Source organism: Streptococcus sanguinis (assembly GCF_003943735.1).
Lineage (GTDB): Bacteria > Bacillota > Bacilli > Lactobacillales > Streptococcaceae > Streptococcus > Streptococcus sanguinis_E.
On the sequence record NZ_RJMV01000003.1, the window covers coordinates 265,827 to 291,594 of the forward strand.

Here is a 25,768-nt window from a genome sequence, read left to right on the forward strand (position 1 = left end):
CTAATTCTATTTTATAGGAAGTTTGTGAAAAAATCAACTAATTAAGAGTGTTTGATTCACTAAAAAGGAAAAGAGTGAAAGTTTAAGTTATGTTGTAACTGCGAAGAGATTAGTCCTGGTAGGGGCTCAGGTCTAACTGGTACATCTGGCGGTACAAGTCCCCAATTAGCCCTGCAAAAGGCAGCCGGTGTCCATTATAAGTGATGGAAAGTACTTTGAGAGAGTCAGGAACTGTGACGCAGCCAGAGAAGGCGAGAAGAAATTCGTCGAAGTCTTCATAGGTAAGTGTCCGTTTCACCTTATATGAGTCCAAATAGGTCAGTTCAACCATTGTTAATCCTTTCTTTGGGTTCGGTTGGTCTTTTCTTCAAGTGTTCTAAGTAGAAGTCAAGCTCGTTTAAATTTTGAAGATTCAAAACCAAAAAAGCAAAATTGCGAGAATCTTGCTTATTGTGGTGTCTTTTCAAAAATATTTCTTTCAACCAGGCTATCCATCAAGAAATAAAATTTTTGCTGGATAATGTGATGGTCTTCTGATTTGAAAATATTGACCAAGCGCAGGCCTGATTTGTCAGTGATGTTGATTTTGAAACCATTCAAATCTTTATTGACGATTATTTTCAGCAGAAAACCATTTCCGCTGTTGGGAACAGATTCCAGCAGACGAGAGAGTTCATAGTTGCCAACCTTGCTTTCAGCGAATGTATTGTCGCGCAAGGTAAATTTCTTGACATTTGGGTGAAGTGAATAGGTATATTCACAGTTTGCTAAGCTAACAGATGTTTGAAAGGCCATCTTATCCTCCTAAAAATTCTTTTAATTTCTTTGTAAATGATTGAATCTCTTGCAGAGTCGTTTGATCCGAAGTACTGATTCGAATAGACTCCTGCAAGCGGTTGGAATCCTTGCCATACATAGCCTGCAGGACATGACTGGGTTGTATAGCTCCGGCAGTGCAGGCTGAGCCTGTTGAAATGGAAAAGCCATTTAAATCCATTTGAAGCAGAAGCAGGTCATTTTTTTGATTGGGAAATCCCAAATTGATGACATAAGGCAAGCTTGGCTGACTTTCATTTAAGTAATAGTCAATGTCCGATAAGTCAGTAAGTAAGCTGTTTTTTAAGTCTTGTGCATGCTCTAGATTTTCCTCTAGAAGTTTTATACTCTCTGACAAAGCCGCCGCCATGCCTATGATAGAGATTAGATTTTCAGTTCCGGCTCGGTGTTTTTCTTCCTGGTCACCACCATGCATGAAATTGTCAAAATCCATCTTCTTGGCATAAAGGAAGCCAACACCTTTGGGACCATGAAACTTATGCGCTGAAGCAGATAGAAAGTCAATCCCTAGCTCGTCTGGGTAGATGGGAAGTTTACCAATTGCTTGGACGGCATCAACGTGAAATGCAGCGGGATGTTCTTGCAGTAATTCACCAATTTCCTTAATAGGAAGGACAGCACCCGTCTCGTTATTGACCGCCATGACGGACACAAGAATAGTGTCAGGTCTAAGTGCTTTCTTAATATCCTCCGCTCGAATCTGTCCCTCAACCGGCTGAACAAAAGTAGCTTCGAAGCCGAATTTATCTACTAAGTACTCTACCACTTCTAAGACGGCATGGTGTTCAATAGCAGTGGTGACAATATGCTTCCCTCGGTTCTGGTGACGAAGGGCATAGCCTTTGATAGCGGTATTATTGCTTTCAGTGCCGCCAGAAGTAAAAAGAATCTTATTGCTTTGAGTATGCAGGGCTTGTGCAATATCTTCACGCGCCTGTCTGAGCAATTTACTAGCTTCTCGACCGTGGCTATGCGTACTGGATGGATTTCCAAAGACAGTCATGGCCTTAGTCATGGCTTGGATTGCAGCGGGCGACAAAGCAGTTGTAGCGGCATTATCTAAATAAATCACTCCGGTTACCTTATTTCTTTTGATAGGCAAAGAGCGGGCTGACTGGTCTTCTTTCTTGGATACGGACAATGGCATCACCAATCAGTTCACTTGCTGTAATATAGTGGAGATTCTTAGGTGTTTTTTCTTTAGTATCAACAGAATCGGTCACAAGAATTTCCCTGATAGGAGAATTATCCAGCAATTCCGCAGCTTTATCCGCAAAGAGACCATGACTGGATACAGCATAGATTTCGACTGCACCTTCGCGACAGACAATTTTAGCTGCTTCAGAGAACGTCCTACCAGTATTTAAAATATCGTCGATTAGAATAGCTTTCTTACCTTCGACATCTCCGATGATATAGCCCTCAGAGCGACCTGCCTCATCTTCGCCATAATCAATGATAGCGATAGGGGCATCCAGATATTCAGCCAGATTGCGGGCGCGTTTTACACCAGAGTTTTTAGGGCTGACGACAACGACATCATCGCCAGTAAGGCCCATGTTGCAGTAGTGTTTGGCAAAGAGTGGGATAGTGAAGAGGTTATCAACTGGGATATCAAAGAAACCTTGGACCTGCACGGCATGAAGATCCAGAGAAATCACACGATCTACTCCAGCTCCGACGAGCATGTTGGCAACCAATTTAGCTGTGATTGGCTCGCGAGGAGCAGCAGTCCGATCCTGACGGGCATAACCAAAATAAGGCATCACAACATTAATAGTATTAGCACTGGCACGCTTGCAGGCATCCACCATAATCAAGAGCTCCATCAAGTGATTATTGACAGGGAAGCTAGTGGACTGAATGATGTAAATATCATAGCCGCGGACACTTTCTTCGATATTAATCTGAATCTCGCCGTCCGAGAATTGACGGGAGGAAAGTTTTCCCAAAGGAACCCCAGCAGCCTCAGCGATTTTTTCAGCTATGGAATGATTGGAGTTGAGGGAAAAAAGCTTCATATTTTTTTTATCTGACATGAGTTGGACCGTCCTCTTTTTGTCTCTTTTTATATTTAATGCTCTATGAATTTTATTTTTCAATAGGCTTTAAATTGCTACCTTTTATTTTACCAAAAAAAATAGATTATTTCAGCTATTTTGTGGTCTTGGATTTACAAGTTTTCAGAAAATCTTGCTATTTTGCTCTTGCCAGGTTTGTAGTCGATTTTGTGCTGCTTTAGGAAGTCAAGGAAATTTTCCTTTCCTTTTTCGAAATCTTCAACTTCGACTTCGAGTTCGAAGTCTGTTTTGCCCAAGTAGTGACTCTCATCCAGAGCAAGGAGGCCAATTTCGTCTTCTTTTTCATAGCGGATAGTCTCTAGAGAGCCAAGAATCTTCAAGTCTTGGATGGGTATTTCTTTCTGAAGCAGCGTCTCTAAAATCTCTCCCGTAGGAAATTTATTGTTCTGCAAAATATTTTCGGTCTCTTCTGGTGTCAAGTTCTGATTGAGTTCTAAGGATCCGATTTCTTGAGGAATCTTGAGCGTCAGCTCAGCTTCGCGATGGTTAAAAGTCCGTACTCGAAAAGCCATGTGGGCGTGTCGGATACTTTGCTGGTCTGACTCGATGTAGTAGTTGGTCTGGCTAATAGGCGAAATATCAGCAAACAACTGGAGCAAACGGTCGTGCTCTTCTTTGGTCAGCATGGTTTTGAATTCAATTTCTAAGTGATTCATTTTCATATCCTTTTCTTTTTTTTGAAAGCGATTTATGTTATAATAACAGTTGTGTTTATTTTATACAAAAAATAATGATATGACAAGGTAAGTGTATGACAATAGAATGGGAAGATTTTCTAGACCCCTATATTCAAGCGGTTGGAGAGCTGAAAATTAAGTTGCGTGGAGTGCGAAAGCAATACCGCAAGCAGCAGCGTCATTCCCCGATTGAGTTTGTGACCGGACGAGTCAAGCCGATTGAGAGCATTAAAGAAAAGATGATTCTGCGAGGCATTCGCGAGGAAAATATCGAGCAGGAGATGCAGGATATCGCTGGCTTACGAGTCATGGTTCAGTTTGTCGATGATGTAGATGAAGTTTTAGAAGTCCTGCGAAACCGGACTGATATGCGCATTGTTCAGGAGCGGGATTATATTAAAAACAAAAAAGCCAGTGGCTATCGGAGCTACCATGTGATTATAGAGTATCCAGTTGATACGATTAATGGTCATAGGCTTATTCTGGCTGAGATTCAGATTCGCACCCTTTCGATGAATTTTTGGGCTACGATTGAGCATTCTTTGAATTACAAGTATAAAGGAGAATTTCCCGAGGAAATCAAATGCCGCTTGGAAACGACAGCTAATCTTGCTTATCAGCTGGATGAGGAGATGGGAGAAATCCGTGATGCTATCCAGGAGGCACAGGCTCTCTTTGATCCTCTTCACCGCAAGTTAAATGACGGTGTGGGAAATAGTGATGATACAGATGAAGAATACAGATAAAAAAATAGCGATTATCCGCAATCGGAAAAGACAGAGTGAACAAGTTTATCAAGATTTGAAGCAGAAGCTGAAACAGAACGGCTTTATTTTAACTCCTAAGAATCCCGACATCGTGATTTCGGTGGGTGGTGATGGCATGCTGCTATCGGCTTTTCATATGTATGAAGAACAGCTGGATCGGGTCCGCTTTGTCGGTGTGCATACAGGGCATCTCGGCTTTTATACAGACTACCGTGATTTTGAACTAGATAAGCTTGTCGAAAATCTCAAATTAGACACTGGTGCTCAAGTTTCTTATCCAATTTTAAATGTGAAAATTACTTTTGAAAATGGTGATACACGCATCATTCGTGCTTTGAACGAAGCAACAATCAAGCGTTCGGATCGGACCATGGTAGCTGATGTCATTATCAATCGGGTTCATTTCGAGCGCTTCCGAGGTGATGGGATTTCCGTTTCTACTCCGACAGGCAGTACAGCCTATAACAAATCTCTAGGTGGAGCGGTATTGCATCCGACAATCGAAGCCTTACAGGTGACAGAAATTGCCAGTCTCAACAATCGGGTTTATCGAACGTTGGGCTCGTCGGTCATTGTTCCTAAAAAAGATAAGATTGAGTTAGTGCCGACCCGCAGTGACTATCACACTATTGCGGTCGATAATCAGACTTTCTCTTTTAAAAACATTGTCCGTATTGAGTATCAGATTGACAATCACAAGATACATTTTGTGGCTTCACCAAGCCATACCAGCTTTTGGAATCGTGTCAGAGACTCCTTTATTGGAGAGTGCAAGGAATGAGGTTTGAGTTTATTGCTGATGAGCATGTCAAGGTAAAGACCTTTTTGAAGCGACACGAAGTTTCCAAAAGCCTCTTGGCAAAGATAAAATTTTCCGGCGGAAACATTCTTGTCAACCATCAACCTCAGAATGCTATTTATCTCTTGGATATTGGCGATAAAGTGACGATTGACATTCCTTCTGAAAAAGGATTTGAGAGTCTGAAAGCTGTTGATAAGGACTTGTCTGTCGTCTACGAGGATGAGCATTTCTTGGTTTTGGATAAGCCGGCAGGGGTGGCCAGTATTCCCAGTGTTAATCATTCCAATACTATGGCAAACTTTGTTAAGGCTTACTATATTCGTCATGCCTATGAAAACCAGCAGGTGCATATCGTGACGCGTCTGGATAAGGATACAAGTGGGCTCATGCTCTTTGCCAAGCATGGCTATGCTCATGCCAGATTGGACAAACAGTTGCAGAAGAAGCTGATAGAAAAGCGCTATTACGCTCTAGTTCGGGGGACTGGTGACTTAGAAGAGCAAGGTGAGATTATTGCTCCGATTGGACGCAATCCTGAGAGTATCATTACGAGGCGCGTGACAGAGGATGGCAAGTACGCTCATACCAGTTACAAGGTCATAGAGCGATTTGGAGATGTCTATCTAGTGGATATTCATCTGCATACTGGGCGGACTCATCAAATCCGCGTTCACTTTTCACATATTGGCTTTCCGCTTTTGGGTGACGACCTTTATGGTGGGAGTTTGGAACACGGAATAGAGCGTCAGGCTTTACATTGTCATTCTTTGAAATTTTATAACCCTTTTAGCGGACAGGAAGTTGAGCGTGCCAGTCCTTTGCCAGAAGATTTTAAACAAGTTATTGAGAAATTAAAAGAATAAGAGATAAAGGAGTTTTAAGAAACATGAAAATTTTTGATTCAATTCGTGAAGCCTTGAAGGATAAGGAAGTAAAGATTGTCTTGCCGGAGGGTGAAGAGCCACGGATTTTGCAAGCTACTAAACGTTTGGTGAAAGAAACCGATATTACTCCAGTTCTTTTGGGGAATCCTGATAAAATCCGTATTTATCTGGAAATTGAGGGAGTAAAAGAAGGATATCAGGTTATTGATCCTTCAAACTGTTCCTGCTTTGAGGAATTGGTAGAAGCATTCGTTGAGCGTCGAAAAGGGAAAATCACTGCAGATGAAGCACGTCAGTTGCTCAAGGAAGATGTCAACTACTTTGGAGTTATGTTGGTTTACCTTGGTAAAGTCCAAGGGATGGTGTCTGGCGCGATTCATTCTACAGCAGCGACTGTTCGGCCGGCTCTTCAAATCATCAAGACTCTTCCTTGGGTTTCTCGCACTTCAGGAGCCTTCCTCATGGTGCGTGATGACGAACGCTACATTTTCAGTGACTGTGCCATCAATATCGATCCAGATGCCAATGTTTTGGCGGAGATTGCTGTTAACTCAGCCCTAACAGCGCAGATTTTTGGTATTGATCCTAAAGTTGCCATGCTCAGCTATTCGACCAAGGGCTCTGGTTTCGGTGAAAAGGTTGATAAGGTAGTGGAGGCGACTAAGTTGGCTCAGGAAATGCGTCCAGACTTGGCTATCGATGGTGAATTACAGTTTGATGCAGCTTTTGTCCCTGCAACGGCTGAACTGAAAGCACCTGGCAGCTCTGTGGCTGGTCAAGCGACTGTCTTTGTCTTCCCAAGTATCGAGGCTGGTAATATCAGCTACAAAATGGCAGAGCGTTTAGGTGGCTTTTCAGCAGTAGGTCCTATCTTGCAGGGTCTTAACCATCCAGTTAATGACCTTTCCAGAGGATGTAATGCGGATGACGTATACAAGCTGACTTTGATTACAGCCAGTCAGGCTGTTGGTCATTATTAAACGATAAGAAACAATTGGAGGGCATAAGCTCTCCTATTTTTCTTGCCTTATGCTATACTAGATTTATGTTAGATTTGAAAGAATATGGAATTGATATGTGGGGGGCAGATAAAATCGCCTCTTTTCGAGAGAAATTATTAACTTGGTATGATGAAAACAAACGTGACCTGCCATGGCGTAGGACAAACAATCCTTATCATATCTGGGTTTCTGAGATTATGCTGCAGCAGACCAGAGTTGATACGGTGATTCCTTACTATGAACGTTTCCTTGACTGGTTTCCGACTGTAGCTGATTTAGCTCAGGCGCCAGAGGATAGACTGCTCAAGGCTTGGGAAGGGTTGGGCTATTATTCGCGGGTGAGAAATATGCAAAAAGCAGCCCAGCAGATAACGACGGATTTTGCTGGAAAATTTCCTGATAGCTATGAAGGACTTGCTAGCCTCAAAGGGATTGGACCTTATACAGCTGGTGCCATTGCTAGCATTGCCTTTGGCCTAGCTGAGCCTGCGGTAGACGGTAATGTCATGCGAGTGCTGAGTCGCTTGTTTGAAGTTGATTTAGATATTGGCCAACCTAGCAATCGGAAGGTATTTCAGGCTATGATGGAGATTCTGATTGATCCAGATAGACCAGGAGATTTTAATCAATCGCTGATGGATCTGGGGTCAGATATTGAAGCTCCTGTTAATCCTCATCCAGAAGACAGTCCTGTAAAGGAGTTCAGCGCAGCTTATTTGAATGGAACAATGGATAAATATCCAATCAAAGCACCTAAAAAGAAGCCAGTTCCAGTCTATCTGCAAGGCTTGATTATAGAAAACGAGCAGGGACAATTCTTACTTGAAAAGAATGAGGCTGCTGGCTTGTTATCAGGTTTTTGGCATTTTCCCTTGATTGAAATCGAGGAATTTCAAACTGAAAATCAGATGTCCTTGTTTGAGGTGGCAGAAAATCAGTCAAGTCTGGATCTGTCTCCTCAAGAAAGTTTTGAGCAGGATTATGATTTGAAGGTTGATTGGCAGCAGCAGACCTTTTCAAAGGTGCAACATGTCTTCAGCCATCGCAAGTGGCATATCCAGCTAGCTTATGGTCGAGTTAATGATAGCCAGCACGCAGCTGATGGAGAGGTCTTGTGGCTTCATCCAGATGACTTTGGAAACTACCCCTTTGCCAAACCCCAGCAGAAGATGTGGGAGGCTTTTCAGGAAGCTAGAAATAAATAAAAAATCTGAGACTCAGTTTGTCTCAGATTTTTGAATTGAATCAATTTTACAAGTTTGCAAAAGCTTTAATTTCTTCTGCAATCATAGAAGAATCACAACGAACAGATACTTGGCCGTCTTGAATATGAACAAAACCAGGAACCGTCGGAATGCTGTATTCAGAGCGGAAGGCTTGCAATTTCTCTAATTCGCTAGCTTCTTCACTGTTAATGAAGTAGATGTGTGCTTTAGTTTCAGCTACGACACCAGCTAATGTTACAGCAAATTTACGGCAGTAAGGGCAAGTTTTACGACCAACGAAGAAAGTTGCAGTTTCTTTGTCAGCAATCGCTTGACGAGCACGGTCAACAGTTGTGACTTCAAGGTCTTTAATATTTTGAGCAAATTGTTCCATAAATTATCCTCATTTCTTTTGATAAAACTAGTATGCCATAAAAATCAGAAAAATGCTTGATTTGGAAACGAAAAACCAGAGAATGTGAAATTCATCCTCTGGTTGATCGGTTGATAGTGTTATTTTACTTGATAAAGGCATTAATTTCTGCTTCAATAGCAGCAATTTTTGCTTGGGCATCTTCATTGCTGTCACCGACAACGGCAATGTAGAACTTGATTTTTGGTTCTGTTCCGGATGGCCGGACAGCAATCCATGAACCGTCAGCCAAAGTGTATTTCAGCACATCGCTTGGAGGAGTCGTCAGAGCTGTAACAGTACCGTCTGCGGCGGTAGAAGTCTGCGCCTTAAAGTCTTCAGTAGCAGAAATAGCAGTAGCGTTGAATTCTTTCGGAGCATTGTCACGGAACTTAGCCATGATAGCCTTGATTTGCTCAGCTCCATCAACACCAGACAGGGTTACAGAGATAGTCTTTTCAGCAAAGTAACCATACTCTTTGTAGATTTCTTCAATACCGTCAGCCAGAGTCAAGCCACGTGAGCGATAGTAGGCAGCAAGCTCAGCCACGACCAAAACAGCTTGGATAGCGTCTTTATCACGTACAAATGGTTTAATCAAATAGCCGAAGCTTTCTTCAAATCCCATCATGTAGGTGTGGTTGTGTTTTTCTTCGAATTCTTGAATCTTTTCAGCGATAAATTTGAAACCAGTCAAGACATTGAACATGGTTGCGCCATAACTTTCAGCAATCTTAGTCACCAAGTCAGTAGAAACGATAGACTTGCAGAGAGCTGCGTTTGCTGGCAGAGTTCCAGCACTCTTATGAGCTTCCAAGATGTATTTAGCCATGATGGCTCCGATTTGGTTACCAGAAAGGTTGAGGTAGCTGCCGTCTTTTTGCAGAACTTCAACACCGACACGGTCAGCATCTGGGTCAGTTGCAACCAAGACATCTGCACCAACTTTACGGCCTAATTCCTCAGCCAAGGCAAAGGCTGCTTGGCTTTCAGGGTTTGGAGACTTAACAGTAGAGAAGTCTGGATCAGCTACAGCCTGAGCTTCGACAACTTCAACAGAATCAAATCCTGCTTGAGCCAAAGCGCGACGAGCCAACATTTCACCAGTACCATGCAGAGGAGTATAGACAATCTTCATGTCCTTACCGTATTCATCAATCAGTTTTTGGTTGATATTGACATCTTTAACTTCCTTGAGGTATTCAGCATCAATAGCATCGCCAATCACTTCAATCAAGCCAGAAGCTTTTTCAGCTTCAACATCAGCGACCTCAATAGCAAAAGGATTTTCAATAGCACGGATGTAGTCAGTCAATGCATCTGCATCATGCGGAGGCATTTGTCCACCGTCTTCACCATATACCTTGTAGCCATTAAATGGAGCAGGGTTGTGGCTGGCTGTAATCATGATACCAGCAAAAGTTCCCAGATGACGTACTGCAAATGAAAGTTCCGGAGTTGGGCGCAGGCTTTCAAAAACATAGGACTTGATACCGTGCTTAGCTAAAACAGCAGCAGATTCAAAGGCAAATTCTGGTGAGAAATGACGGGAGTCGTAAGCAATCGCAACACCGCGTTTTTTGAACTCATCACCTTTTTCTTCAATCAAGCGAGCCAAACCTTCAGTTGCCTGACGGACAACATAAATATTAATACGGTTGGTACCAGCGCCAATTAAACCACGCATACCAGCGGTACCAAACTCAAGATTGGTGTAAAAAGCATCTTCCTTAGTTTTTTCGTCCATACTGTTCAAGTCTTGGCGAAGATAGTCAGGAAGTTCAGCATAATCAAGCCATTTTTTGAAGTTATCTTGATAAGTCATAGGTGGAGTCTCCTTTATTTTTGAAATGAAGAGTTGGAAATTTTAGTAAAAAATCCTGCTCTTAAATTTTCTTAATCGCTTACATTGTAGCATATTTTCATTAATTTTGAAAGAGGTTACCTAGAAAACGATGAAATACTTTTCAAGGCATTGTTTCAAGGATTTCAAGCTGGTTATTGCAGAATTGCGAGATTAAAAAAGACCAAAGCAAGGCTTGGTCAGGAAAATTAATTTATCATCATTATTTTTTGGCTTTTTCAAGTGCAGGAATGATAGTTGCTGTCAAAATCGCAGAAATGATTAACTCGGCAATGGAATTTGCAGATAGAATCACAGCCAAAAGTGCTTTGATATCACCTTGGTATACATTTGAAAAGAGAAAGAAGATACCTCCCAAGACGAAGATGGTATTGGTGGCAGAACCAACGGAACCAGCTACAATCAAGCCAGCCTTATTTTTCATTGCTTTATATACGAAATAAGGAGTGATACCGATGAGAATGCGAGGCACCATGGCAACAAGAAGCGAAGAAAGGCTTCCATTTGGCACAAAGGGGCTAAAGAGATAGCTGGTTGGTAGCAACACCAAGGTATTGGTAATAACGCTGATACATCCCATGAGCCCACCTAGAACAGCTCCGACTTTAGGACCATAGAGGATACTGGCAATGATAACAGGGATGTGAATAATCGTAGGTTTAATCGGTACTGGCAGGAGGTTGAAAATGACTGAGCTGAGCAGGTGCAGTACCAACATAATGGCAAAGAAAATAGCAATTTGAGCAATTTTAGACTGTTTTTTCATAAATAAGTTCCTTTACTGTATCAATAATTGTATCAATCTCAGCTAGAGCACCTGTCCCCTGATCGCCACAGGCCAGAACAGCTTCGCGTGGTTGGATAACCTTCCATCCAAAACGCTGCAGACGTTCCAAATTGTGCTGGGTTAGTGGATTTTCAAACATCTTAGTGTTCATAGCTGGAGCCAAAACTTTCTTCGTATGAGGCGGCAGAGCTAGAGCAGTAGCTGTCACCATATTGTCAGCTAAGCCGTTGGCTAGTTTAGCGATGGTATTTGCTGTAGCGGGAGCTAGCAAAAAGAGGTCAGACTTTTTAGCGATATCAATGTGATTGACCTTGCTCGGGTCAGGTTCTTGCATAATATCAATTGCAACTGGCTTTTGCGACAAGACTTGCAGGGTCAGCGGTGTGATAAATTCTGTCGCTGCCTCTGTCATGAGGACAGCAACTTCAAAGTTCTCTTTCTTTAGACGGCTGATGATGTCAGCAGCCTTGTAGGCTGATATGCTGCCGCTGACGGCTAAGGTAATCCGTTTCATCATTTACCTCCTTATGGACTATGGATATGCAGGTAGAGGAGCTGAGCAATTTCTTCTTTGGATTGAGCTTGAGTTACAGTCTCTTTTCCGACAAGATAGGCTCTGTGCTCCTGATTAGAAATCTCTGTCAAATCATTGACGACGATGATTTCTGCTTGATTTTTTATGAGACTGGCTCGTGCGGTCTCGAGTAACTCTTCCTTAGAAACATCGACCAAGAGTTTGAAGCCAATCAAGCGAATGGCTGGATTCCATTTTTTTACCAAACTGATGATTTTTGGTGTCTTTTTGAGAAAAAGAACTTGAACATCATCCTGAGAAGAAATCTTGCTTTCTGAGTTAGTTTTATTCAGAAATTCAGTCATGTCAGGGCTAGCCGCTACAGCTTCCAAACCAGTCATGTAGACGGGAGTATAGTCAGAAACAGCCATTGCATGAATCAATACATCATGTGTGTGAACGAGCGGCTTCAAGCTTTCAAGCAGTTCTGCAACGTTTTCAATCTGGACAATGGTAAGATTGGGATGAGCTGCAGGGCGAACAGCCTTGGGTGTTGTTACCAAAGTCACCCGATCTCCCTTGGCTAGGAAAGTTTCGGCTATGATTTTCCCTAGCTGTCCCGTCGAATGATTGGTAATAGAGCGGACACGGTCGATTTTCTCGCTGGTCCCGCCAGAAGTAATCAATATGTTCATAACACTATTTTACAAGAAAAAAGAAATTTAGTAAAATAATTCTAATTGCAGAGTGTCACAGCGGAAAATAATTCTCTGAAATCTTATATTTTAGAGAATATAATTTTCTTAACTTTTCTTTTTACCGAACATTAAAATCTTTTTAGAGCTTAATCATGTAGATTTTGCTCTTTTTTGTTATAATCTTTATATTAATTGACAGAGGAGTTCTTGATGAAAACAGATATTGAAATTGCTCAAAGTGTTGAATTGCAGCCTATTGTTGATGTAGTGAAAAAAGTTGGCATCAACTATGACGACTTGGAATTATATGGTAAGTATAAGGCTAAGCTCAGCTTTGATAAGATTCGTGAGGTTGAAAAAAATCCTGTTGGCAAACTGATTTTGGTAACGGCGATTAATCCGACACCTGCTGGGGAAGGTAAGTCTACCATTACCATTGGACTAGCTGATGCGCTCAATAAAATTGGCAAGAAAACTATGATTGCCATTCGCGAACCGTCTTTGGGGCCTGTTATGGGAATCAAAGGAGGCGCAGCTGGCGGCGGTCACGCGCAGGTTCTACCGATGGAAGATATTAACTTGCATTTTACTGGTGATATGCACGCCATTACGACTGCTAACAACGCCCTGTCAGCTCTCATTGATAATCATTTGCATCAAGGAAATGCTCTGGGAATCGATCAACGCCGCATTATCTGGAAGCGGGTGGTTGACCTAAATGACCGGGCTCTTCGCCATGTGACCGTTGGCTTAGGAAGTCCTGTCAATGGTATTCCGCGCGAAGATGGTTTTGACATTACGGTTGCATCTGAAATCATGGCGATTCTTTGCTTAGCCACGGATATTGAAGATTTGAAAAAGCGCTTGGCTAACATTGTCATCGGTTATCGCTATGACCGCTCACCAGTCTATGTTCGTGACCTTGAGGTAGAAGGAGCCTTGGCTTTAGTCTTGAAAGATGCGATTAAGCCAAATCTAGTTCAGACTATTTATGGGACACCAGCCTTTGTTCATGGCGGACCATTTGCTAATATTGCCCACGGCTGTAACTCTGTTTTGGCGACTAGCACAGCGCTGCGGTTGGCTGATTATACAGTGACTGAAGCAGGATTTGGTGCAGATCTTGGTGCTGAAAAATTCTTAGATATTAAAACTCCAAACTTACCGACTTCTCCAGATGCAGTCGTAATCGTTGCAACCTTGCGCGCTCTTAAGATGAATGGTGGAGTAGCTAAGGATGCACTTACAGAAGAGAATGTTGAGGCGATCCGAGCTGGTTTTGCTAATCTCAAGCGGCACGTTGAAAATATGCGTAAGTTCGGTATTCCAGCAGTAGTAGCCATCAATGAATTTGTCTCAGATACGGAGTCTGAAATTGCTACGCTTAAGGAACTCTGTGCAGCAATTAAGGTACCAGTTGAGCTTGCTAGTGTTTGGGCTGATGGCGCTGAAGGTGGTGTGGCTTTGGCTGAGACTTTAGTCAAAACCATTAATGAAGAACCTGCTCATTACACTCGCCTCTATGATAATGATCTTTCTATTGAAGAAAAAATAGAGAAAATTGTCAGAGAAATCTATCGTGGTTCAAAGGTGAACTTTGAGAAAAAAGCGCAGACTCAGATTCGGGAAATTGTCAAAAACGGTTGGGACAAGCTACCAATCTGCATGGCCAAAACACAGTATAGCTTCTCAGACAATCCTGCTGCTCTGGGCGCGCCAGAAAACTTTGAAATTACCATTCGTGAATTGGTACCAAAACTTGGGGCAGGCTTTATCGTGGCTTTGACAGGAGATGTCATGACCATGCCAGGATTGCCAAAACGTCCTGCAGCACTTAATATGGATGTGGCAGCAGACGGCACAGCGATTGGACTATTTTGATCTTGGTTTAAAAGGCTCTTTACGAGCCTTTTTTGGTATAATAGTGAAAATAATGAGAATAGAATATGGAGACAACATGAACATTAGATTAGCAAGACCATCAGACGCTGCGACCTTGCTTGCTATTTATGCGCCTTATGTAGAAAATACAGCCATTACTTTTGAATATGAAGTCCCGACCATTGAGGATTTTGCAACTAGGATTGAGAAAACGTTGGAAAGATATCCTTATCTGGTAGCGGAAGAAGACGGTTTAATTTTAGGTTATGCCTATGCTTCGACTTATTATGCGCGTGCAGCCTATGATTGGGCGGCGGAATTGTCCGTCTATGTCAGTCAAGATGCTCGAGGAAAGGGAGTCGGCAGTAATCTTTATGATGAACTTGAAGACCTGTTAGATCAGATGGGATATATGCATTTTCTAGCCTGTATTTCTTTGCCAAATGAAGCCAGCTTGGCTTTGCATCGAAAAAGAGGCTACCAGCAGGTGGCGCATTTCCCTAAAATTGGCTATAAATTCGAGCGTTGGCATGACATTGTTTGGCTGCAAAAGTCCTTAGACAAGCAAGCTGGACCCATCAAATTTTTAAAAGAAATGGATTAAAAATGATGAAAAAGAAACATTTATTAATAACTCTTCTAAGCGTTACCCTTTTGACTTTGAGCGGCTGTCAGGCCGTTGAAAATTGGTTTAAAAATGCCAAGGAGGAATGGATTGGTTTAGAGATGACAGTTCGAACCTATGATGAGAATTCCCAACTCATAGACCAGATGTCGGGGAAGTCCCTGTCCATCTCGCGTAACGAGGAGTTTGATTCAGTTGATGCGGAAGGAAATTCCAAGGAAGATTCTTCTGTGCTCAAAATAACCTTGGGTAAGTATGAGATTGACCATGTGGGCTCTTCCTTGATTGCAGAAGAAAAAGGCTTGAAAGATGTCTTTGCCCAGTATCAAAAGACTGCAGATGTTGAGGAGAATAGCCATTCTGTTCCTGTTTTAAATCGCATGATTTCAGCCTTTAAAAACGACTTTACCGGAAAGAAAAAGGTCATTTTGATTCGCTCTCAAAACGGCACTCCGTTGGCTGCCTATGCTGGAGACCGTGTTTCTCTAGATAAATCCGATGCTCCTAAAACCTCTGAGTTGCTGATTGACGGCAAACGTCTCGTGATTTACCGCTGCGACTACACTATTTATGACCGTGAATTGCTGGAGTAAGATATGAATGTAGAGGAATTGGTAAAAGAGTTAAAAGCTTTAGCTAACCCAGATGATGCGGTGGCTATGAAAGCCTATATGAAAAATAAATTTGAGTTTCTAGGAGTCAAGACTCTAGCCAGACGGAAGCTCACAAAGGCTTTTTTCAAACAACATACTGACTCCGTCATTGACTGGAATTTTATAAATGAAGCTTGGAAAAATCCCTATCGAGAACTGCAGTACACTGCGCTAGATTATCTGGAGATTCGCAAGAAACTATTGACACCATCTGACTTGCCACGTTTGAAAAAGCTGGCCCAAACAAAATCTTGGTGGGATACCATAGACTTTTTGGACCGCTTGGTTGGATCAATCATTGCTCGATTTCCGGAAACCAAAGAGATTATTGTAGCTTGGAGTTGTGATGAGGATATTTGGTTACGGCGCTTGACTATTGATCATCAGCTGCTACGAAAAGAGAAAACAGACACAGAGCTCTTGGAGAAGATTTTAGTAAATAATCTGGGCCAAACAGAATTCTTTATTAACAAGGCCATCGGCTGGGCGCTGAGAGATTATTCCAAAACCAATCCAGACTGGGTCAGAGATTTTATAGAACGGAATCGAGCAGCAATGGCTGCCCTTAGTATTCGAGAGGGAAGTAAGTATTTATAAAAATTCTAATAATCTGTCTGTCTTGACATTTTCTATGTGATAGCTTATGATAGATAAGTGCGATGAGTCGATATGCAGATTTTCTGCAAATTGAAGCATGGGAGGTCATAAACGCAGGAGCGGACCTTGATCAGTTGTGTGAACCTGCTGATCACATGAAAGTGCCCTTATCCCCAATCTACGGATTGGGGATTTTTCTATGTCTCTTAGAGTGGCAAGACCATTAGTCGCAGCCGGGCTTAGAGACATTGATACTGAGACGGTCGACGTAGTGAGTGCTATTGCTCTTGACGAAACGAGTCCGCAGGAGGAAATTGAGTCATAGAGCAGTGGATACAGTTTTGTTCGTGAGAACAAAAACTGTAAACCTTGAAAGTTCTCATAGAGAGGCATGAGTGTTAGTGTGTTTTATCAAAATATCGCACTTATATTCTTCAGAAATATTTGCATTTTTCCCTAAAAATAGTATAATACTAACAATAAAAATTTTTTGAAAATTCAGAGAGGTTATCGCATGGGATATACAGTTGCTGTAGTAGGTGCCACTGGTGCCGTTGGATCTCAAATGATTAAAATGCTGGAAGAATCTAGCCTTCCAATTGATAAAATACGCTATCTGGCGTCTGCTCGTTCAGCTGGAAAAGTTCTCCAGTTCAAGGGACAAGATATTACTATCGAAGAGACGACTGAGACGGCTTTTGAAGGTGTAGATATTGCTCTCTTCTCAGCTGGAGGTTCTACCTCAGCAAAATTCGCTCCTTACGCAGTTAAAGCGGGAGCGGTGGTGGTCGATAACACCTCTTATTTCCGTCAAAATCCTGATGTTCCTCTGGTTGTTCCAGAAGTCAACGCCCATGCCTTAGATCAGCACAAGGGAATTATCGCTTGCCCTAACTGCTCGACAATTCAGATGATGGTGGCTTTAGAGCCTATTCGTCAGCAATGGGGGTTGGAGCGTATCATCGTGTCTACCTATCAAGCTGTTTCTGGTGCAGGTATGGGAGCCATTCTTGAAACCCAAGCTCAATTGCGCTCTGTTCTCAATGATGGTGTAAATCCTAAGGACGCAGAAGCCAATATCCTGCCATGTAGTGGTGATAAGAAGCATTATCCTATTGCCTTTAATGCCTTACCTCAGATTGATGTCTTTACAGATAACGACTATACTTACGAAGAGATGAAGATGACCAAGGAAACTAAGAAAATCATGGAAGATGATTCTATTGCTGTTTCTGCGACATGTGTCCGTCTTCCAATCTTATCTGCTCACTCAGAATCTGTTTACATCGAGACTAAGGAAGTTGCTCCTATTGAACAGGTAAAAGCAGCAATCGCAGCCTTTCCTGGTGCTGTTCTGGAGGATGATGTAGCTCATCAGGTTTATCCGCAAGCAATCAATGCGGTTGGTAAGAAAGAAACCTTTGTTGGCCGGATTCGTAAGGATCTTGATGCGGAAAAAGGAATCCACATGTGGGTGGTTTCAGACAATCTTCTTAAGGGGGCGGCTTGGAATTCTGTTCAAATCGCAGAGACACTGCATGAGCGTGGTTTAGTTCGTCCAACAGCAGAAGTTGTTTTTGAATTAAAATAAAGTGACCAAGGAAACTTGACAGCACAGGGTTGAATAATCGTTCTTTCAACCCTCTTTTCGTATAATAAAGAGAGGTAAGTTTATGGCGTATGCGGATTTGAAAAACTGTAAAATCATCACAGCTTTTATTACACCTTTTCATGAAGATGGCTCCATCAATTTTGAAGCTATTCCAGACTTGATTGAGCATCTTTTGGCTCATCATACGGATGGGATTTTGCTGGCTGGAACAACTGCAGAAAGTCCAACTCTGACTCACGATGAAGAGCTGGAATTATTTGCGGCAGTTCAAAAGGTTGTCAAGGGGCGCGTTCCTTTGATAGCTGGTGTCGGTACCAATGAAACGCGCGACTCTATCGAATTCGTAAAAGAAGTAGATGAATTTGGTGGGTTTGCGGCTGGTTTAGCCATTGTTCCCTATTACAACAAACCTTCTCAGGAAGGGATGTATCAGCATTTTAAAGCCATTGCGGATGCTTCAAACCTGCCGATCATTATCTACAATATACCTGGCCGGGTAGTGGTTGAGATGACACCTGAGACTATGCTGAGGTTGGCAGAACATCCAAACATTATCGGCGTTAAAGAATGTACTAGTCTGGCGAATATGGCCTATCTGATCGAACATCGTCCAGAGGAGTTTCTGATTTACACTGGTGAGGATGGCGATGCCTTTCATGCTATGAATCTGGGGGCTGATGGAGTTATCTCAGTTGCTTCTCACACAAACGGTGATGAAATGTTTGAAATGCTGGATGCTATTGAACACAATGACATCAAAAAAGCAGCAGCTATTCAGCGGAAGTTCATCCCTAAAGTCAATGCGCTTTTCTCTTACCCAAGTCCGGCTCCAGTCAAGGCAGTCCTTAATTACTTAGGATTTGCAGCAGGCCCAACCCGCTTACCACTTGTGCCTGCGCCTGAAGAAGATGCTAAACGCATTATTAAGGTCGTGGTTGATGGCGACTATCAAGCAACCAAAGAGACGGTTAAAGGCGTCCTGAGACCGGATTATTGATTGATAAGATTGAAAAAAATATTTCTAGAAAGGATTGTCCAGGGCAGTCCTTTTATATGATCTTTTAAGGCTAAAGAAAAAAGGAAGCTTCCTTTGAAAAATATTGGAAAAAATTATATAATGTTAAGGTATGGTCTTGCTTTGAGAATTCTTTTTGAGCAGACTATAGACGACTGGACTGGCAGCAGTCATGTTAGAATTTTACATTAGATTAGAAATATATAATATAAAAGGAGTTTTTTATGCAAGTTATTAAACGGAGCGGTGAGGTTGTAGAATTTGACCCAGATAAAATCTATCAAGCAGTTTTAAAGGCAGCACAGACTGTCTATGTGTTGACAGATGATTTGCGTCATAATTTAGCGCAGGTTACGAAGAAAGTCGTTCTGGATTTGGAAGAAGCTAAGGTTGAGCGTGCGACGATTAGCATGATTCAGTCTATGGTTGAAAGCCGCCTCTTAGGTGCAGGTTATATTACTATTGCAGAGCATTATATTTCTTATCGTTTGCAGCGCGATTTAGAGCGCAATGGCTATGGAGATCATATCGCTGTGCATCTGCATTTTGAGCAAGTAAGATAAAGTTAGAAAGCCCGCTGGGGCTTTTTTTGCTCTTGAGGTGGAGAGTATCACTTTAGAATTCACCCGCTTAAATCCTAGAAATATGTTAAAATAGTTAAAGATATAAAATTTTAACAATGATATTCGTTGAAAGGATAAATTATGGCAACGATTCAATGGTTTCCGGGGCATATGTCCAAGGCACGGAGACAGGTACAGGAAAATATTAAGTTTGTTGATTTTGTGACGATACTGGTTGATGCCAGACTTCCTTTATCCAGTCAAAATCCTATGCTGACTAAGATTGTGGGTGACAAACCCAAGCTTTTGATTTTAAACAAGGCTGATTTGGCTGACCCTGTTCGTATTAAAGAATGGCAGAGCTATTTTGAAAGCCAAGGGATTCCGACCTTATCTATTAATTCCAAAGAGCAATCTGCTGTTAAAAAAGTAACGGATGCAGCTAAGAAACTTATGTCTGATAAACTGACGCGACAGAAAGAAAGAGGAATTCGCATCGAAACCCTGCGTACCATGATAGTCGGTATTCCCAATGCCGGCAAATCAACCCTCATGAATCGCTTGGCAGGTAAGAAAATCGCTGTTGTAGGGAATAAGCCGGGTGTGACAAAAGGTCAGCAATGGCTCAAGTCAAATAAAGATTTGGAAATCTTAGATACACCAGGAATACTCTGGCCTAAGTTTGAAGATGAGACGGTTGCTCTCAAGCTTGCCCTGACTGGTGCTATTAAGGATAATTTGCTGCCTATGGATGAGGTCACGATTTTTGGCCTCAATTACTTTAAGGAACATTATCCTGAGGAGCTGATAGCACGCTTCAAGCAGCTGGATCTAAGCCAGGAAGCACCAGACATGATTATGGATATGACCAAAAAACTCGGCTTCCGCGATGACTATGACCGTTTTTACAGTCTTTTTGTCAAAGATGTCCGCGATGGTAAATTAGGTCGTTATTGCTTGGACACGGTTGGTGAACTAGATGGCAACGATTAAAGAAATCCAGCAACGTTTAGAGTTAGTGACTGATTTGGCTGATTCTTTTCTGGCAGAAGCAGCTAATGATTCGCGCAGTGGAGTTCAAAAGGCGATTGAAAAGCGTAAAAGAGCTATTCAAGCAGAGTTAGACGAGGAACTGCGTCTGGAGCAGATGTTACGGTATGAAAAAGAGCTTTATAAAGCCGGCTACCAAGCAATAGCTGGAATTGATGAAGTCGGCCGCGGCCCTCTAGCTGGACCAGTTGTCGCTGCAGCTGTCATCTTACCACCAGAATGTAAAATTAAGGGGCTCAACGATAGTAAAAAAATTCCCAAGAAAAAACATAAAGATATCTATCAAGCAGTCATGGATAAAGCCTTGGCAGTCGGTATTGGCCTGATGGACAGCGAGATTATTGACCAAGTCAATATCTATGAAGCGACCAAGCTTGCTATGAAAGAGGCTTTGTCTAAGCTTTCTCTCAAGCCAGATTATCTGCTGATTGATGCTATGAAGTTAGATGTCGAGATTCCGCAAGAGTCCATCATCAAAGGCGATGCTAATTCGCTATCTATCGCAGCAGCCAGTATTGTGGCTAAGGTTACTCGAGATAAGCTGATGGCAGACTATGACAAGGAATTTCCTGGCTATGATTTTTCGCAAAATGCTGGTTATGGGACCAAAAGTCATTTGCAAGGCTTGGAACGAAATGGTGTAACTCCTATTCATCGCAAGACATTTGAACCTGTAAAATCCATGTGTGAATAGGCATGAAGAGGTGAGGCATGCTTATCAGTAAAATCTTAAACAATAATGTAGTGATTTCTGAAGAAAACCAAGAAGAAGTTATTCTCATGGGACGAGGACTGGCCTTTGGTCGAAAAGTTGGCCAGGAGATTCCAGATGAGCTGATTGAGAAAAAGTATGTCTTGTCAGAAAATAGACGACAGCTTCTGATGGAGTTGCCAGCAGAGGTCATGGAAATGTCAGATAAGATTATTTCTTTCGCAAAGGTGAAACTGCAGAAGAAGCTCAAAGACAGTGCTTTTCTGGCGATGGCAGATCATATCCACGGAGTCTTGCTGCGCTTGGAAGATGATATTTATCTCAAGAATTTCCTCATGTGGGATATTAAACGCTTTTTTCCTATCGAGTTTGAGGTTGGTCAGTATGCCAAACAGCTTTTGAGTGCTTATGTCAGCAAGGAACTTCCAGATGATGAAGCAGCTTTTATGGCGCTGACCTTGGTCAATGCAGAGCTGGAAAATGGCGACGGAACTGCGCGTGATTTGACTATGATGATGGAGGAAATCATGACCATTGTCAAGTACAGTTTGGAAATTTCTTTAGACGAGGAAGACATCTACCTAGAGCGCTTCATGACCCATCTGAAATTTTTCTGTGAGCGAGTCCTGACTGATAATGGCCACCGTGACTTGGAGGACAATGAGATGTTTGACTTACTTAAATGTAAGTATCCCTTGGCTTATGAAACCACTAGGAAGATTGCTGAATTTTTAAAGCAAACCAGAAATTACCAAATATCAGAGGATGAACAACTTTACCTGACCATCCATTTGTCACGCATGAAAAGGAGGATGACATGCAAAGCGAATACGAAAAAATGATTGCTGGAGAGATTTACCGACCACAAGACGAAGATTTAAGAAAAATTAGAGCTCGATCCAAAGAATTTCAATATCGTTTTAACCAAGAGCAAGACAGCGACAAGAGAAGTGCTATTATCAAAGAATGGTTTGGCTGCACAGGAGAGAATCTTGCTATGAAGCCTGATTTGGTCTGTGATTATGGAATCAATATTCATCTAGGAGAGAATTTTTGTTCTAACTGGAATCTGACTATGCTGGACGTTTGCCCGATTCGCATCGGAGACAATGCTATGCTTGGTCCAAATTGCCAGTTTCTGACACCTCTTCATCCACTTGATCCAGTGGAAAGAAATTCCGGTATTGAGTACGGAGCACCAATCACTATTGGTGATAACTTCTGGGCTGGCGGAGGTGTGACGATTCTGCCAGGCGTGACGCTAGGAGATAATGTGGTAGTTGGAGCAGGAGCGGTTGTGACCAAGTCTTTTGGTGACAATGTAGTCTTGGCTGGTAATCCAGCGCGAATTATTAAGGAAATTCCTGTTCATAAAGAGTGTTAAAGGCAATGGGCAAGGGAACCGGCTATTGACAACATCATATTAAATAAAATCGTAAAGAAGGAACTGTACTGCAGTTCTTTTTTTGAACTTTTTACGAATAAGAAAGTGAGGTGAAAAAATGAATAATTTTGAGATTTATAAAATGAAAAAAGCTGGTTTGACTAATCATCAGGTTTTAAATGTTTTGAGATATGCTGAGAGTAGAGATGGCAAGCTTTCTCTGCGAGATAAGGCTGTCGTATCTGAGTGCCGCAATCCTGCACTCTTTATAGAGAAATACAAGAGGCTTGATTTACCAGCTTTGAAGGAAGAATTTGAACTTTTTCCGTCCTTTTCTATCTTGGATGATATTTATCCTTGGGATTTATGTGAAATTTACGATGCCCCGACTTTGTTATTTTATCAGGGAAATCTAAATCTACTAGAATTGCCCAAAGCTGCGGTCGTTGGCAGTAGAGACAGCAGCAAGCAAGGAAATGCCTCAGTACAAAAGATTATCAAAGAGCTAAATAATGAATTGGTTATCGTCAGCGGGCTGGCTCGAGGGATTGATACAGCAGCTCACATGGCTGCTCTACAAAACGGAGGTCAGACCATTGCTGTCATTGGGACGGGATTAGATGTCTTCTATCCCAAGGCTAACAAAAAATTACAAGCTTACATTGGCAAAAATCATTTATTGCTGACAGAGTATGGTCCAGGTGAACAGCCTTTGAAATTTCATTTTCCAGAGCGAAATCGTATCATCGCTGGTCTCTGTCGAGGCGTCATCGTGGCAGAAGCTAAGATGCGTTCAGGCAGTCTGATTACCTGTGAGCGAGCCATGGAAGAAGGGCGAGATGTCTTTGCTATTCCGGGGTCAATTTTAGATGGAAAATCTGACGGTTGCCATCATTTGATTCAAGAGGGTGCAAAGTGCATCACATCAGGCTCTGACGTCCTTTCTGAGTTTGATTTTTAAAACAAGTTTTCCTATAAGAAAAGTTAGCAGTTGACATCTATCAAAAAATAGTTTAAACTCTATGAGATTTATTTCTTATAGAAGGTGTCTAAATTGGTAACAAAAACAAAGAAAAAGTCTACGACCAAGAAAAATCTTGTCATCGTAGAGTCGCCTGCTAAGGCAAAAACAATAGAAAAATATCTGGGACGAAATTATAAGGTTCTAGCCAGTGTCGGGCATATTCGTGACCTGAAAAAGTCTACTATGTCCATTGATTTTGAGAACAACTATGAGCCGCAATACATCAATATTCGTGGTAAAGGTCCGTTGATTAATGACTTGAAAAAAGAAGCGAAGAAAGCTAAGCAAGTCTTTCTGGCAAGTGACCCGGATCGCGAAGGAGAAGCTATTTCTTGGCATCTGGCTCACATTCTGAATCTGGATGAGAAAGAAAAAAACCGCGTCGTCTTTAATGAAATCACCAAAGATGCGGTCAAGAATGCATTTAAAGAGCCCCGCCAGATTGATATGGATCTAGTCGATGCGCAGCAGGCTCGCCGAGTTCTGGATCGCTTGGTTGGTTATTCCATTTCTCCTATTCTCTGGAAAAAAGTCAAAAAAGGCTTGTCAGCTGGTCGGGTGCAGTCTGTCGCTCTCAAGCTGATTATCGACCGGGAAAATGAAATCAATGCTTTCAAACCAGAAGAATACTGGACTATTGACGGAACCTTCAAGAAAGGAACCCGTCAGTTTCAGGCCAGCTTTTACGGTATGAACGGTAAAAAGATGAAGCTGACCAACAACGACGAGGTTAAAGAAGTCCTGTCTCACCTCAAGGGTGATGACTTTACTGTCGACAGTGTCGAAAAGAAAGAGCGTCGACGCAATGCTCCACTGCCCTACACGACTTCCTCTATGCAGCAAGATGCCGCTAATAAGATTAATTTCCGGACACGTAAGACCATGATGGTTGCTCAGCAGCTCTATGAGGGGATTAATATCGGTTCTGGCGTACAAGGTCTGATTACGTATATGCGTACCGACTCAACTCGTATCAGCCCTGTGGCGCAAAATGAAGCGGCAAGCTTTATCACGGATAAATTTGGCGCTAAATATTCCAAACATGGCAGCAAGGCTAAGAACGCTTCTGGCGCTCAAGATGCCCACGAGGCCATTCGTCCTTCCAGCGTTTTCAACACACCAGAAAGCATCGCAAAGTATCTGGATAAGGATCAACTTAAGCTCTATACGCTAATCTGGAACCGCTTTGTAGCTAGTCAAATGACAGCAGCAGTCTTTGATACAATGAATGTTAAGCTGGGGCAAAATGGTGTCCAATTTGCTGCCAACGGCAGTCAGGTCAATTTTGATGGCTATCTAGCTATTTATAACGACTCTGACAAGAATAAAATGCTGCCAGATATGGAAAAGGGGGATACAGTCAAACGTGTCAATACCAATCCAGAACAGCACTTTACCCAGCCACCTGCTCGTTATTCTGAAGCGACTCTCATCAAAACTTTGGAAGAAAATGGTGTTGGTCGGCCATCTACCTATGCTCCGACCATTGAGACTATTCAGAAACGTTATTACGTTAAGCTGGTTTCCAAGCGCTTTGAGCCCACGGAACTAGGGGAGATTGTCAATTCATTGATTGTCGAATTCTTCCCAGGCATCGTAAATGTGAAATTTACAGCTGAAATGGAAGCAAAACTGGATGATGTAGAAGTTGGAAAAGAGCAGTGGCAGAAGGTTATTGACGAGTTTTATCGACCTTTTGAAAAGGAAGTCGCTAAAGCCGAGACTGAAATGGAGAAAATCCAAATCAAGGATGAACCGGCTGGTTTTGATTGTGAGGTCTGTGGCAGTCCCATGGTCATCAAGTTGGGGAGATTTGGCAAGTTCTACGCCTGCAGCAATTTCCCAGACTGTCGTCACACTCAGGCTATTGTCAAGGAGATCGGCGTGACCTGTCCACAGTGCCAGAAAGGTCAAGTTATTGAGCGTAAGACTAAACGAAATCGCATTTTCTATGGCTGTGATCGTTATCCAGACTGTGATTTCACATCTTGGGACAAGCCAGTTGGTCGGAACTGTCCAAAATGTGACCATTATCTGATCGAAAAGAAAGTTCGCGGCGGTGGCAAGCAAGTGGTCTGCAGCAATGGCGATTACGAAGAAGAAAAAGTGAAATAACTGTTTTT

29 protein-coding genes are annotated in these 25,768 nt (G+C 42.3%); 19 read left to right on the forward strand and 10 right to left on the reverse strand.

The features are described 5' to 3' along the window. Positions 1-109: 109 nt before the first annotated feature. The 5 genes from D8877_RS05620 to D8877_RS05640 all read right to left on the reverse strand — a co-directional run bounded on the left by D8877_RS05620 (position 110) and on the right by D8877_RS05640 (position 3,574). Entirely contained in the window at positions 110-331 is a 222-nt protein-coding gene (locus D8877_RS05620; protein WP_061589018.1) for a DUF4649 family protein, read from the reverse strand. Between the two features lie 116 nt (positions 332-447). Then, complete coding sequence (locus D8877_RS05625; RefSeq protein ID WP_002902952.1) at positions 448-795, reverse strand: DUF1831 domain-containing protein; 348 nt, start codon at positions 793-795, stop codon at positions 448-450. A gap of 1 nt (position 796) precedes the next feature. Continuing rightward, a complete protein-coding gene (locus tag D8877_RS05630) occupies positions 797-1,909 on the reverse strand; it encodes a cysteine desulfurase family protein (protein WP_312023223.1) in 1,113 nt (370 codons plus the stop codon). Between the two features lie 10 nt (positions 1,910-1,919). Further along, complete coding sequence (locus D8877_RS05635; RefSeq protein ID WP_002909701.1) at positions 1,920-2,876, reverse strand: ribose-phosphate diphosphokinase; 957 nt, start codon at positions 2,874-2,876, stop codon at positions 1,920-1,922. A 134-nt stretch (positions 2,877-3,010) separates the two neighbouring features. Further along, positions 3,011-3,574 (reverse strand): CYTH domain-containing protein, encoded by a 564-nt coding sequence (locus D8877_RS05640; RefSeq protein ID WP_312023224.1) that lies wholly within the window; start codon positions 3,572-3,574, stop codon positions 3,011-3,013. Between the two features lie 95 nt (positions 3,575-3,669). On the opposite strand from D8877_RS05640, the gene yjbM reads away from it, so the two are divergent. From yjbM to mutY, 5 genes are all read left to right on the forward strand, one after another. Continuing rightward, complete coding sequence (gene yjbM, locus D8877_RS05645) at positions 3,670-4,341, forward strand: GTP diphosphokinase (protein ID WP_125341535.1); 672 nt, start codon at positions 3,670-3,672, stop codon at positions 4,339-4,341. Further along, positions 4,316-5,143, forward strand: coding sequence for an NAD kinase (locus D8877_RS05650; RefSeq protein ID WP_002897531.1), 828 nt, complete (start codon positions 4,316-4,318; stop codon positions 5,141-5,143). The genes yjbM and D8877_RS05650 overlap by 26 nt, the downstream gene beginning before the upstream one ends. Further along, positions 5,140-6,027 (forward strand): RluA family pseudouridine synthase, encoded by an 888-nt coding sequence (locus D8877_RS05655; protein WP_125341534.1) that lies wholly within the window; start codon positions 5,140-5,142, stop codon positions 6,025-6,027. The genes D8877_RS05650 and D8877_RS05655 overlap by 4 nt, the downstream gene beginning before the upstream one ends. Positions 6,028-6,050: 23 nt before the next feature. Further along, a complete protein-coding gene (pta, locus tag D8877_RS05660) occupies positions 6,051-7,028 on the forward strand; it encodes a phosphate acetyltransferase (RefSeq protein ID WP_002921144.1) in 978 nt (325 codons plus the stop codon). Between the two features lie 65 nt (positions 7,029-7,093). Further along, the gene (mutY, locus tag D8877_RS05665) at positions 7,094-8,254 is read left to right on the forward strand and encodes an A/G-specific adenine glycosylase (protein WP_125341533.1); all 1,161 of its coding nucleotides are present in this window, start codon (positions 7,094-7,096) and stop codon (positions 8,252-8,254) included. Positions 8,255-8,300: 46 nt separating this feature from the next. Here the strand turns inward: mutY and D8877_RS05670 are convergent, their stop codons facing one another. From D8877_RS05670 to D8877_RS05690, 5 genes are all read right to left on the reverse strand, one after another. After that, on the reverse strand, positions 8,301-8,648 hold the full coding sequence (locus tag D8877_RS05670) for a DUF6568 family protein (RefSeq protein WP_125341532.1): 348 nt from the start codon (positions 8,646-8,648) through the stop codon (positions 8,301-8,303). A gap of 124 nt (positions 8,649-8,772) precedes the next feature. Further along, complete coding sequence (locus tag D8877_RS05675; RefSeq protein ID WP_125341531.1) at positions 8,773-10,491, reverse strand: phospho-sugar mutase; 1,719 nt, start codon at positions 10,489-10,491, stop codon at positions 8,773-8,775. A gap of 241 nt (positions 10,492-10,732) precedes the next feature. After that, complete coding sequence (locus D8877_RS05680) at positions 10,733-11,296, reverse strand: ECF transporter S component (protein ID WP_002924636.1); 564 nt, start codon at positions 11,294-11,296, stop codon at positions 10,733-10,735. Further along, positions 11,280-11,831 (reverse strand): phosphopantothenoylcysteine decarboxylase, encoded by a 552-nt coding sequence (coaC, locus tag D8877_RS05685; RefSeq protein WP_032908164.1) that lies wholly within the window; start codon positions 11,829-11,831, stop codon positions 11,280-11,282. The genes D8877_RS05680 and coaC overlap by 17 nt, the downstream gene beginning before the upstream one ends. Before the next feature lie 11 nt (positions 11,832-11,842). Continuing rightward, on the reverse strand, positions 11,843-12,526 hold the full coding sequence (locus tag D8877_RS05690) for a phosphopantothenate--cysteine ligase (RefSeq protein WP_125341530.1): 684 nt from the start codon (positions 12,524-12,526) through the stop codon (positions 11,843-11,845). 213 nt (positions 12,527-12,739) lie between these two features. Between D8877_RS05690 and D8877_RS05695 the strand changes: the two genes are divergently transcribed. From D8877_RS05695 to topA, 14 genes are all read left to right on the forward strand, one after another. Beyond that, positions 12,740-14,410 (forward strand): formate--tetrahydrofolate ligase, encoded by a 1,671-nt coding sequence (locus tag D8877_RS05695; protein WP_125341529.1) that lies wholly within the window; start codon positions 12,740-12,742, stop codon positions 14,408-14,410. Positions 14,411-14,486: 76 nt separating this feature from the next. After that, positions 14,487-15,014, forward strand: a complete 528-nt coding sequence (locus D8877_RS05700) for a GNAT family N-acetyltransferase (RefSeq protein WP_221761539.1) — start codon at positions 14,487-14,489, stop codon at positions 15,012-15,014. A gap of 2 nt (positions 15,015-15,016) precedes the next feature. Further along, on the forward strand, positions 15,017-15,628 hold the full coding sequence (locus D8877_RS05705; protein ID WP_125341527.1) for a DUF5052 family protein: 612 nt from the start codon (positions 15,017-15,019) through the stop codon (positions 15,626-15,628). A 3-nt stretch (positions 15,629-15,631) separates the two neighbouring features. Then, positions 15,632-16,285: a DNA alkylation repair protein gene (locus tag D8877_RS05710; RefSeq protein WP_125341526.1), complete on the forward strand. Its 654-nt coding sequence runs from the start codon at positions 15,632-15,634 to the stop codon at positions 16,283-16,285. A gap of 199 nt (positions 16,286-16,484) precedes the next feature. After that, positions 16,485-16,610 (forward strand): hypothetical protein, encoded by a 126-nt coding sequence (locus D8877_RS12420; RefSeq protein ID WP_260468668.1) that lies wholly within the window; start codon positions 16,485-16,487, stop codon positions 16,608-16,610. A 189-nt stretch (positions 16,611-16,799) separates the two neighbouring features. Further along, the gene (locus D8877_RS05720) at positions 16,800-17,876 is read left to right on the forward strand and encodes an aspartate-semialdehyde dehydrogenase (RefSeq protein ID WP_125341524.1); all 1,077 of its coding nucleotides are present in this window, start codon (positions 16,800-16,802) and stop codon (positions 17,874-17,876) included. A gap of 82 nt (positions 17,877-17,958) precedes the next feature. After that, a complete protein-coding gene (dapA, locus tag D8877_RS05725) occupies positions 17,959-18,894 on the forward strand; it encodes a 4-hydroxy-tetrahydrodipicolinate synthase (protein ID WP_002902934.1) in 936 nt (311 codons plus the stop codon). A gap of 242 nt (positions 18,895-19,136) precedes the next feature. Beyond that, a complete protein-coding gene (locus tag D8877_RS05735) occupies positions 19,137-19,475 on the forward strand; it encodes an ATP cone domain-containing protein (RefSeq protein ID WP_125341523.1) in 339 nt (112 codons plus the stop codon). A gap of 141 nt (positions 19,476-19,616) precedes the next feature. Further along, the gene (ylqF, locus tag D8877_RS05740; protein WP_049553090.1) at positions 19,617-20,468 is read left to right on the forward strand and encodes a ribosome biogenesis GTPase YlqF; all 852 of its coding nucleotides are present in this window, start codon (positions 19,617-19,619) and stop codon (positions 20,466-20,468) included. Continuing rightward, on the forward strand, positions 20,455-21,219 hold the full coding sequence (gene rnhB, locus D8877_RS05745; RefSeq protein WP_125337479.1) for a ribonuclease HII: 765 nt from the start codon (positions 20,455-20,457) through the stop codon (positions 21,217-21,219). Before ylqF ends, rnhB begins: the two co-directional genes overlap by 14 nt. A 17-nt stretch (positions 21,220-21,236) precedes the next feature. Next, on the forward strand, positions 21,237-22,079 hold the full coding sequence (locus D8877_RS05750) for a PRD domain-containing protein (protein WP_125337478.1): 843 nt from the start codon (positions 21,237-21,239) through the stop codon (positions 22,077-22,079). After that, on the forward strand, positions 22,055-22,621 hold the full coding sequence (locus tag D8877_RS05755; RefSeq protein ID WP_002909727.1) for a sugar O-acetyltransferase: 567 nt from the start codon (positions 22,055-22,057) through the stop codon (positions 22,619-22,621). Before D8877_RS05750 ends, D8877_RS05755 begins: the two co-directional genes overlap by 25 nt. Positions 22,622-22,739: 118 nt before the next feature. Further along, positions 22,740-23,582: a DNA-processing protein DprA gene (dprA, locus tag D8877_RS05760; protein WP_002900343.1), complete on the forward strand. Its 843-nt coding sequence runs from the start codon at positions 22,740-22,742 to the stop codon at positions 23,580-23,582. An 84-nt stretch (positions 23,583-23,666) separates the two neighbouring features. Continuing rightward, a complete protein-coding gene (gene topA / locus D8877_RS05765) occupies positions 23,667-25,760 on the forward strand; it encodes a type I DNA topoisomerase (RefSeq protein ID WP_125337477.1) in 2,094 nt (697 codons plus the stop codon). Positions 25,761-25,768 lie beyond the last annotated feature (8 nt).

Bases quoted from the DNA above. Each gene is read 5' to 3' on its own strand.
- D8877_RS05620 (WP_061589018.1), bottom strand. From the start codon at position 331: ATGGTTGAACTGACCTATTTGGACTCATATAAGGTGAAACGGACACTT.
- D8877_RS05705 (WP_125341527.1), top strand. From the start codon at position 15,017: ATGATGAAAAAGAAACATTTATTAATAACTCTTCTAAGCGTTACCCTT.
- D8877_RS05650 (WP_002897531.1), top strand. From the start codon at position 4,316: ATGATACAGATGAAGAATACAGATAAAAAAATAGCGATTATCCGCAAT.
- D8877_RS05720 (WP_125341524.1), top strand. From the start codon at position 16,800: ATGGGATATACAGTTGCTGTAGTAGGTGCCACTGGTGCCGTTGGATCT.
- D8877_RS05710 (WP_125341526.1), top strand. From the start codon at position 15,632: ATGAATGTAGAGGAATTGGTAAAAGAGTTAAAAGCTTTAGCTAACCCA.
- ylqF (WP_049553090.1), top strand. From the start codon at position 19,617: ATGGCAACGATTCAATGGTTTCCGGGGCATATGTCCAAGGCACGGAGA.
- coaC (WP_032908164.1), bottom strand. From the start codon at position 11,831: ATGAAACGGATTACCTTAGCCGTCAGCGGCAGCATATCAGCCTACAAG.
- D8877_RS05750 (WP_125337478.1), top strand. From the start codon at position 21,237: ATGCTTATCAGTAAAATCTTAAACAATAATGTAGTGATTTCTGAAGAA.
- D8877_RS05675 (WP_125341531.1), bottom strand. From the start codon at position 10,491: ATGACTTATCAAGATAACTTCAAAAAATGGCTTGATTATGCTGAACTT.
- dprA (WP_002900343.1), top strand. From the start codon at position 22,740: ATGAATAATTTTGAGATTTATAAAATGAAAAAAGCTGGTTTGACTAAT.
- D8877_RS05640 (WP_312023224.1), bottom strand. From the start codon at position 3,574: ATGAATCACTTAGAAATTGAATTCAAAACCATGCTGACCAAAGAAGAG.
- D8877_RS05670 (WP_125341532.1), bottom strand. From the start codon at position 8,648: ATGGAACAATTTGCTCAAAATATTAAAGACCTTGAAGTCACAACTGTT.
- D8877_RS05755 (WP_002909727.1), top strand. From the start codon at position 22,055: ATGCAAAGCGAATACGAAAAAATGATTGCTGGAGAGATTTACCGACCA.
- D8877_RS05690 (WP_125341530.1), bottom strand. From the start codon at position 12,526: ATGAACATATTGATTACTTCTGGCGGGACCAGCGAGAAAATCGACCGT.
- D8877_RS05735 (WP_125341523.1), top strand. From the start codon at position 19,137: ATGCAAGTTATTAAACGGAGCGGTGAGGTTGTAGAATTTGACCCAGAT.
- mutY (WP_125341533.1), top strand. From the start codon at position 7,094: ATGTTAGATTTGAAAGAATATGGAATTGATATGTGGGGGGCAGATAAA.
- yjbM (WP_125341535.1), top strand. From the start codon at position 3,670: ATGACAATAGAATGGGAAGATTTTCTAGACCCCTATATTCAAGCGGTT.
- D8877_RS05635 (WP_002909701.1), bottom strand. From the start codon at position 2,876: ATGTCAGATAAAAAAAATATGAAGCTTTTTTCCCTCAACTCCAATCAT.
- D8877_RS05625 (WP_002902952.1), bottom strand. From the start codon at position 795: ATGGCCTTTCAAACATCTGTTAGCTTAGCAAACTGTGAATATACCTAT.
- D8877_RS12420 (WP_260468668.1), top strand. From the start codon at position 16,485: ATGTCTCTTAGAGTGGCAAGACCATTAGTCGCAGCCGGGCTTAGAGAC.
- D8877_RS05680 (WP_002924636.1), bottom strand. From the start codon at position 11,296: ATGAAAAAACAGTCTAAAATTGCTCAAATTGCTATTTTCTTTGCCATT.
- D8877_RS05695 (WP_125341529.1), top strand. From the start codon at position 12,740: ATGAAAACAGATATTGAAATTGCTCAAAGTGTTGAATTGCAGCCTATT.
- pta (WP_002921144.1), top strand. From the start codon at position 6,051: ATGAAAATTTTTGATTCAATTCGTGAAGCCTTGAAGGATAAGGAAGTA.
- dapA (WP_002902934.1), top strand. From the start codon at position 17,959: ATGGCGTATGCGGATTTGAAAAACTGTAAAATCATCACAGCTTTTATT.
- D8877_RS05655 (WP_125341534.1), top strand. From the start codon at position 5,140: ATGAGGTTTGAGTTTATTGCTGATGAGCATGTCAAGGTAAAGACCTTT.
- rnhB (WP_125337479.1), top strand. From the start codon at position 20,455: ATGGCAACGATTAAAGAAATCCAGCAACGTTTAGAGTTAGTGACTGAT.
- D8877_RS05700 (WP_221761539.1), top strand. From the start codon at position 14,487: ATGAACATTAGATTAGCAAGACCATCAGACGCTGCGACCTTGCTTGCT.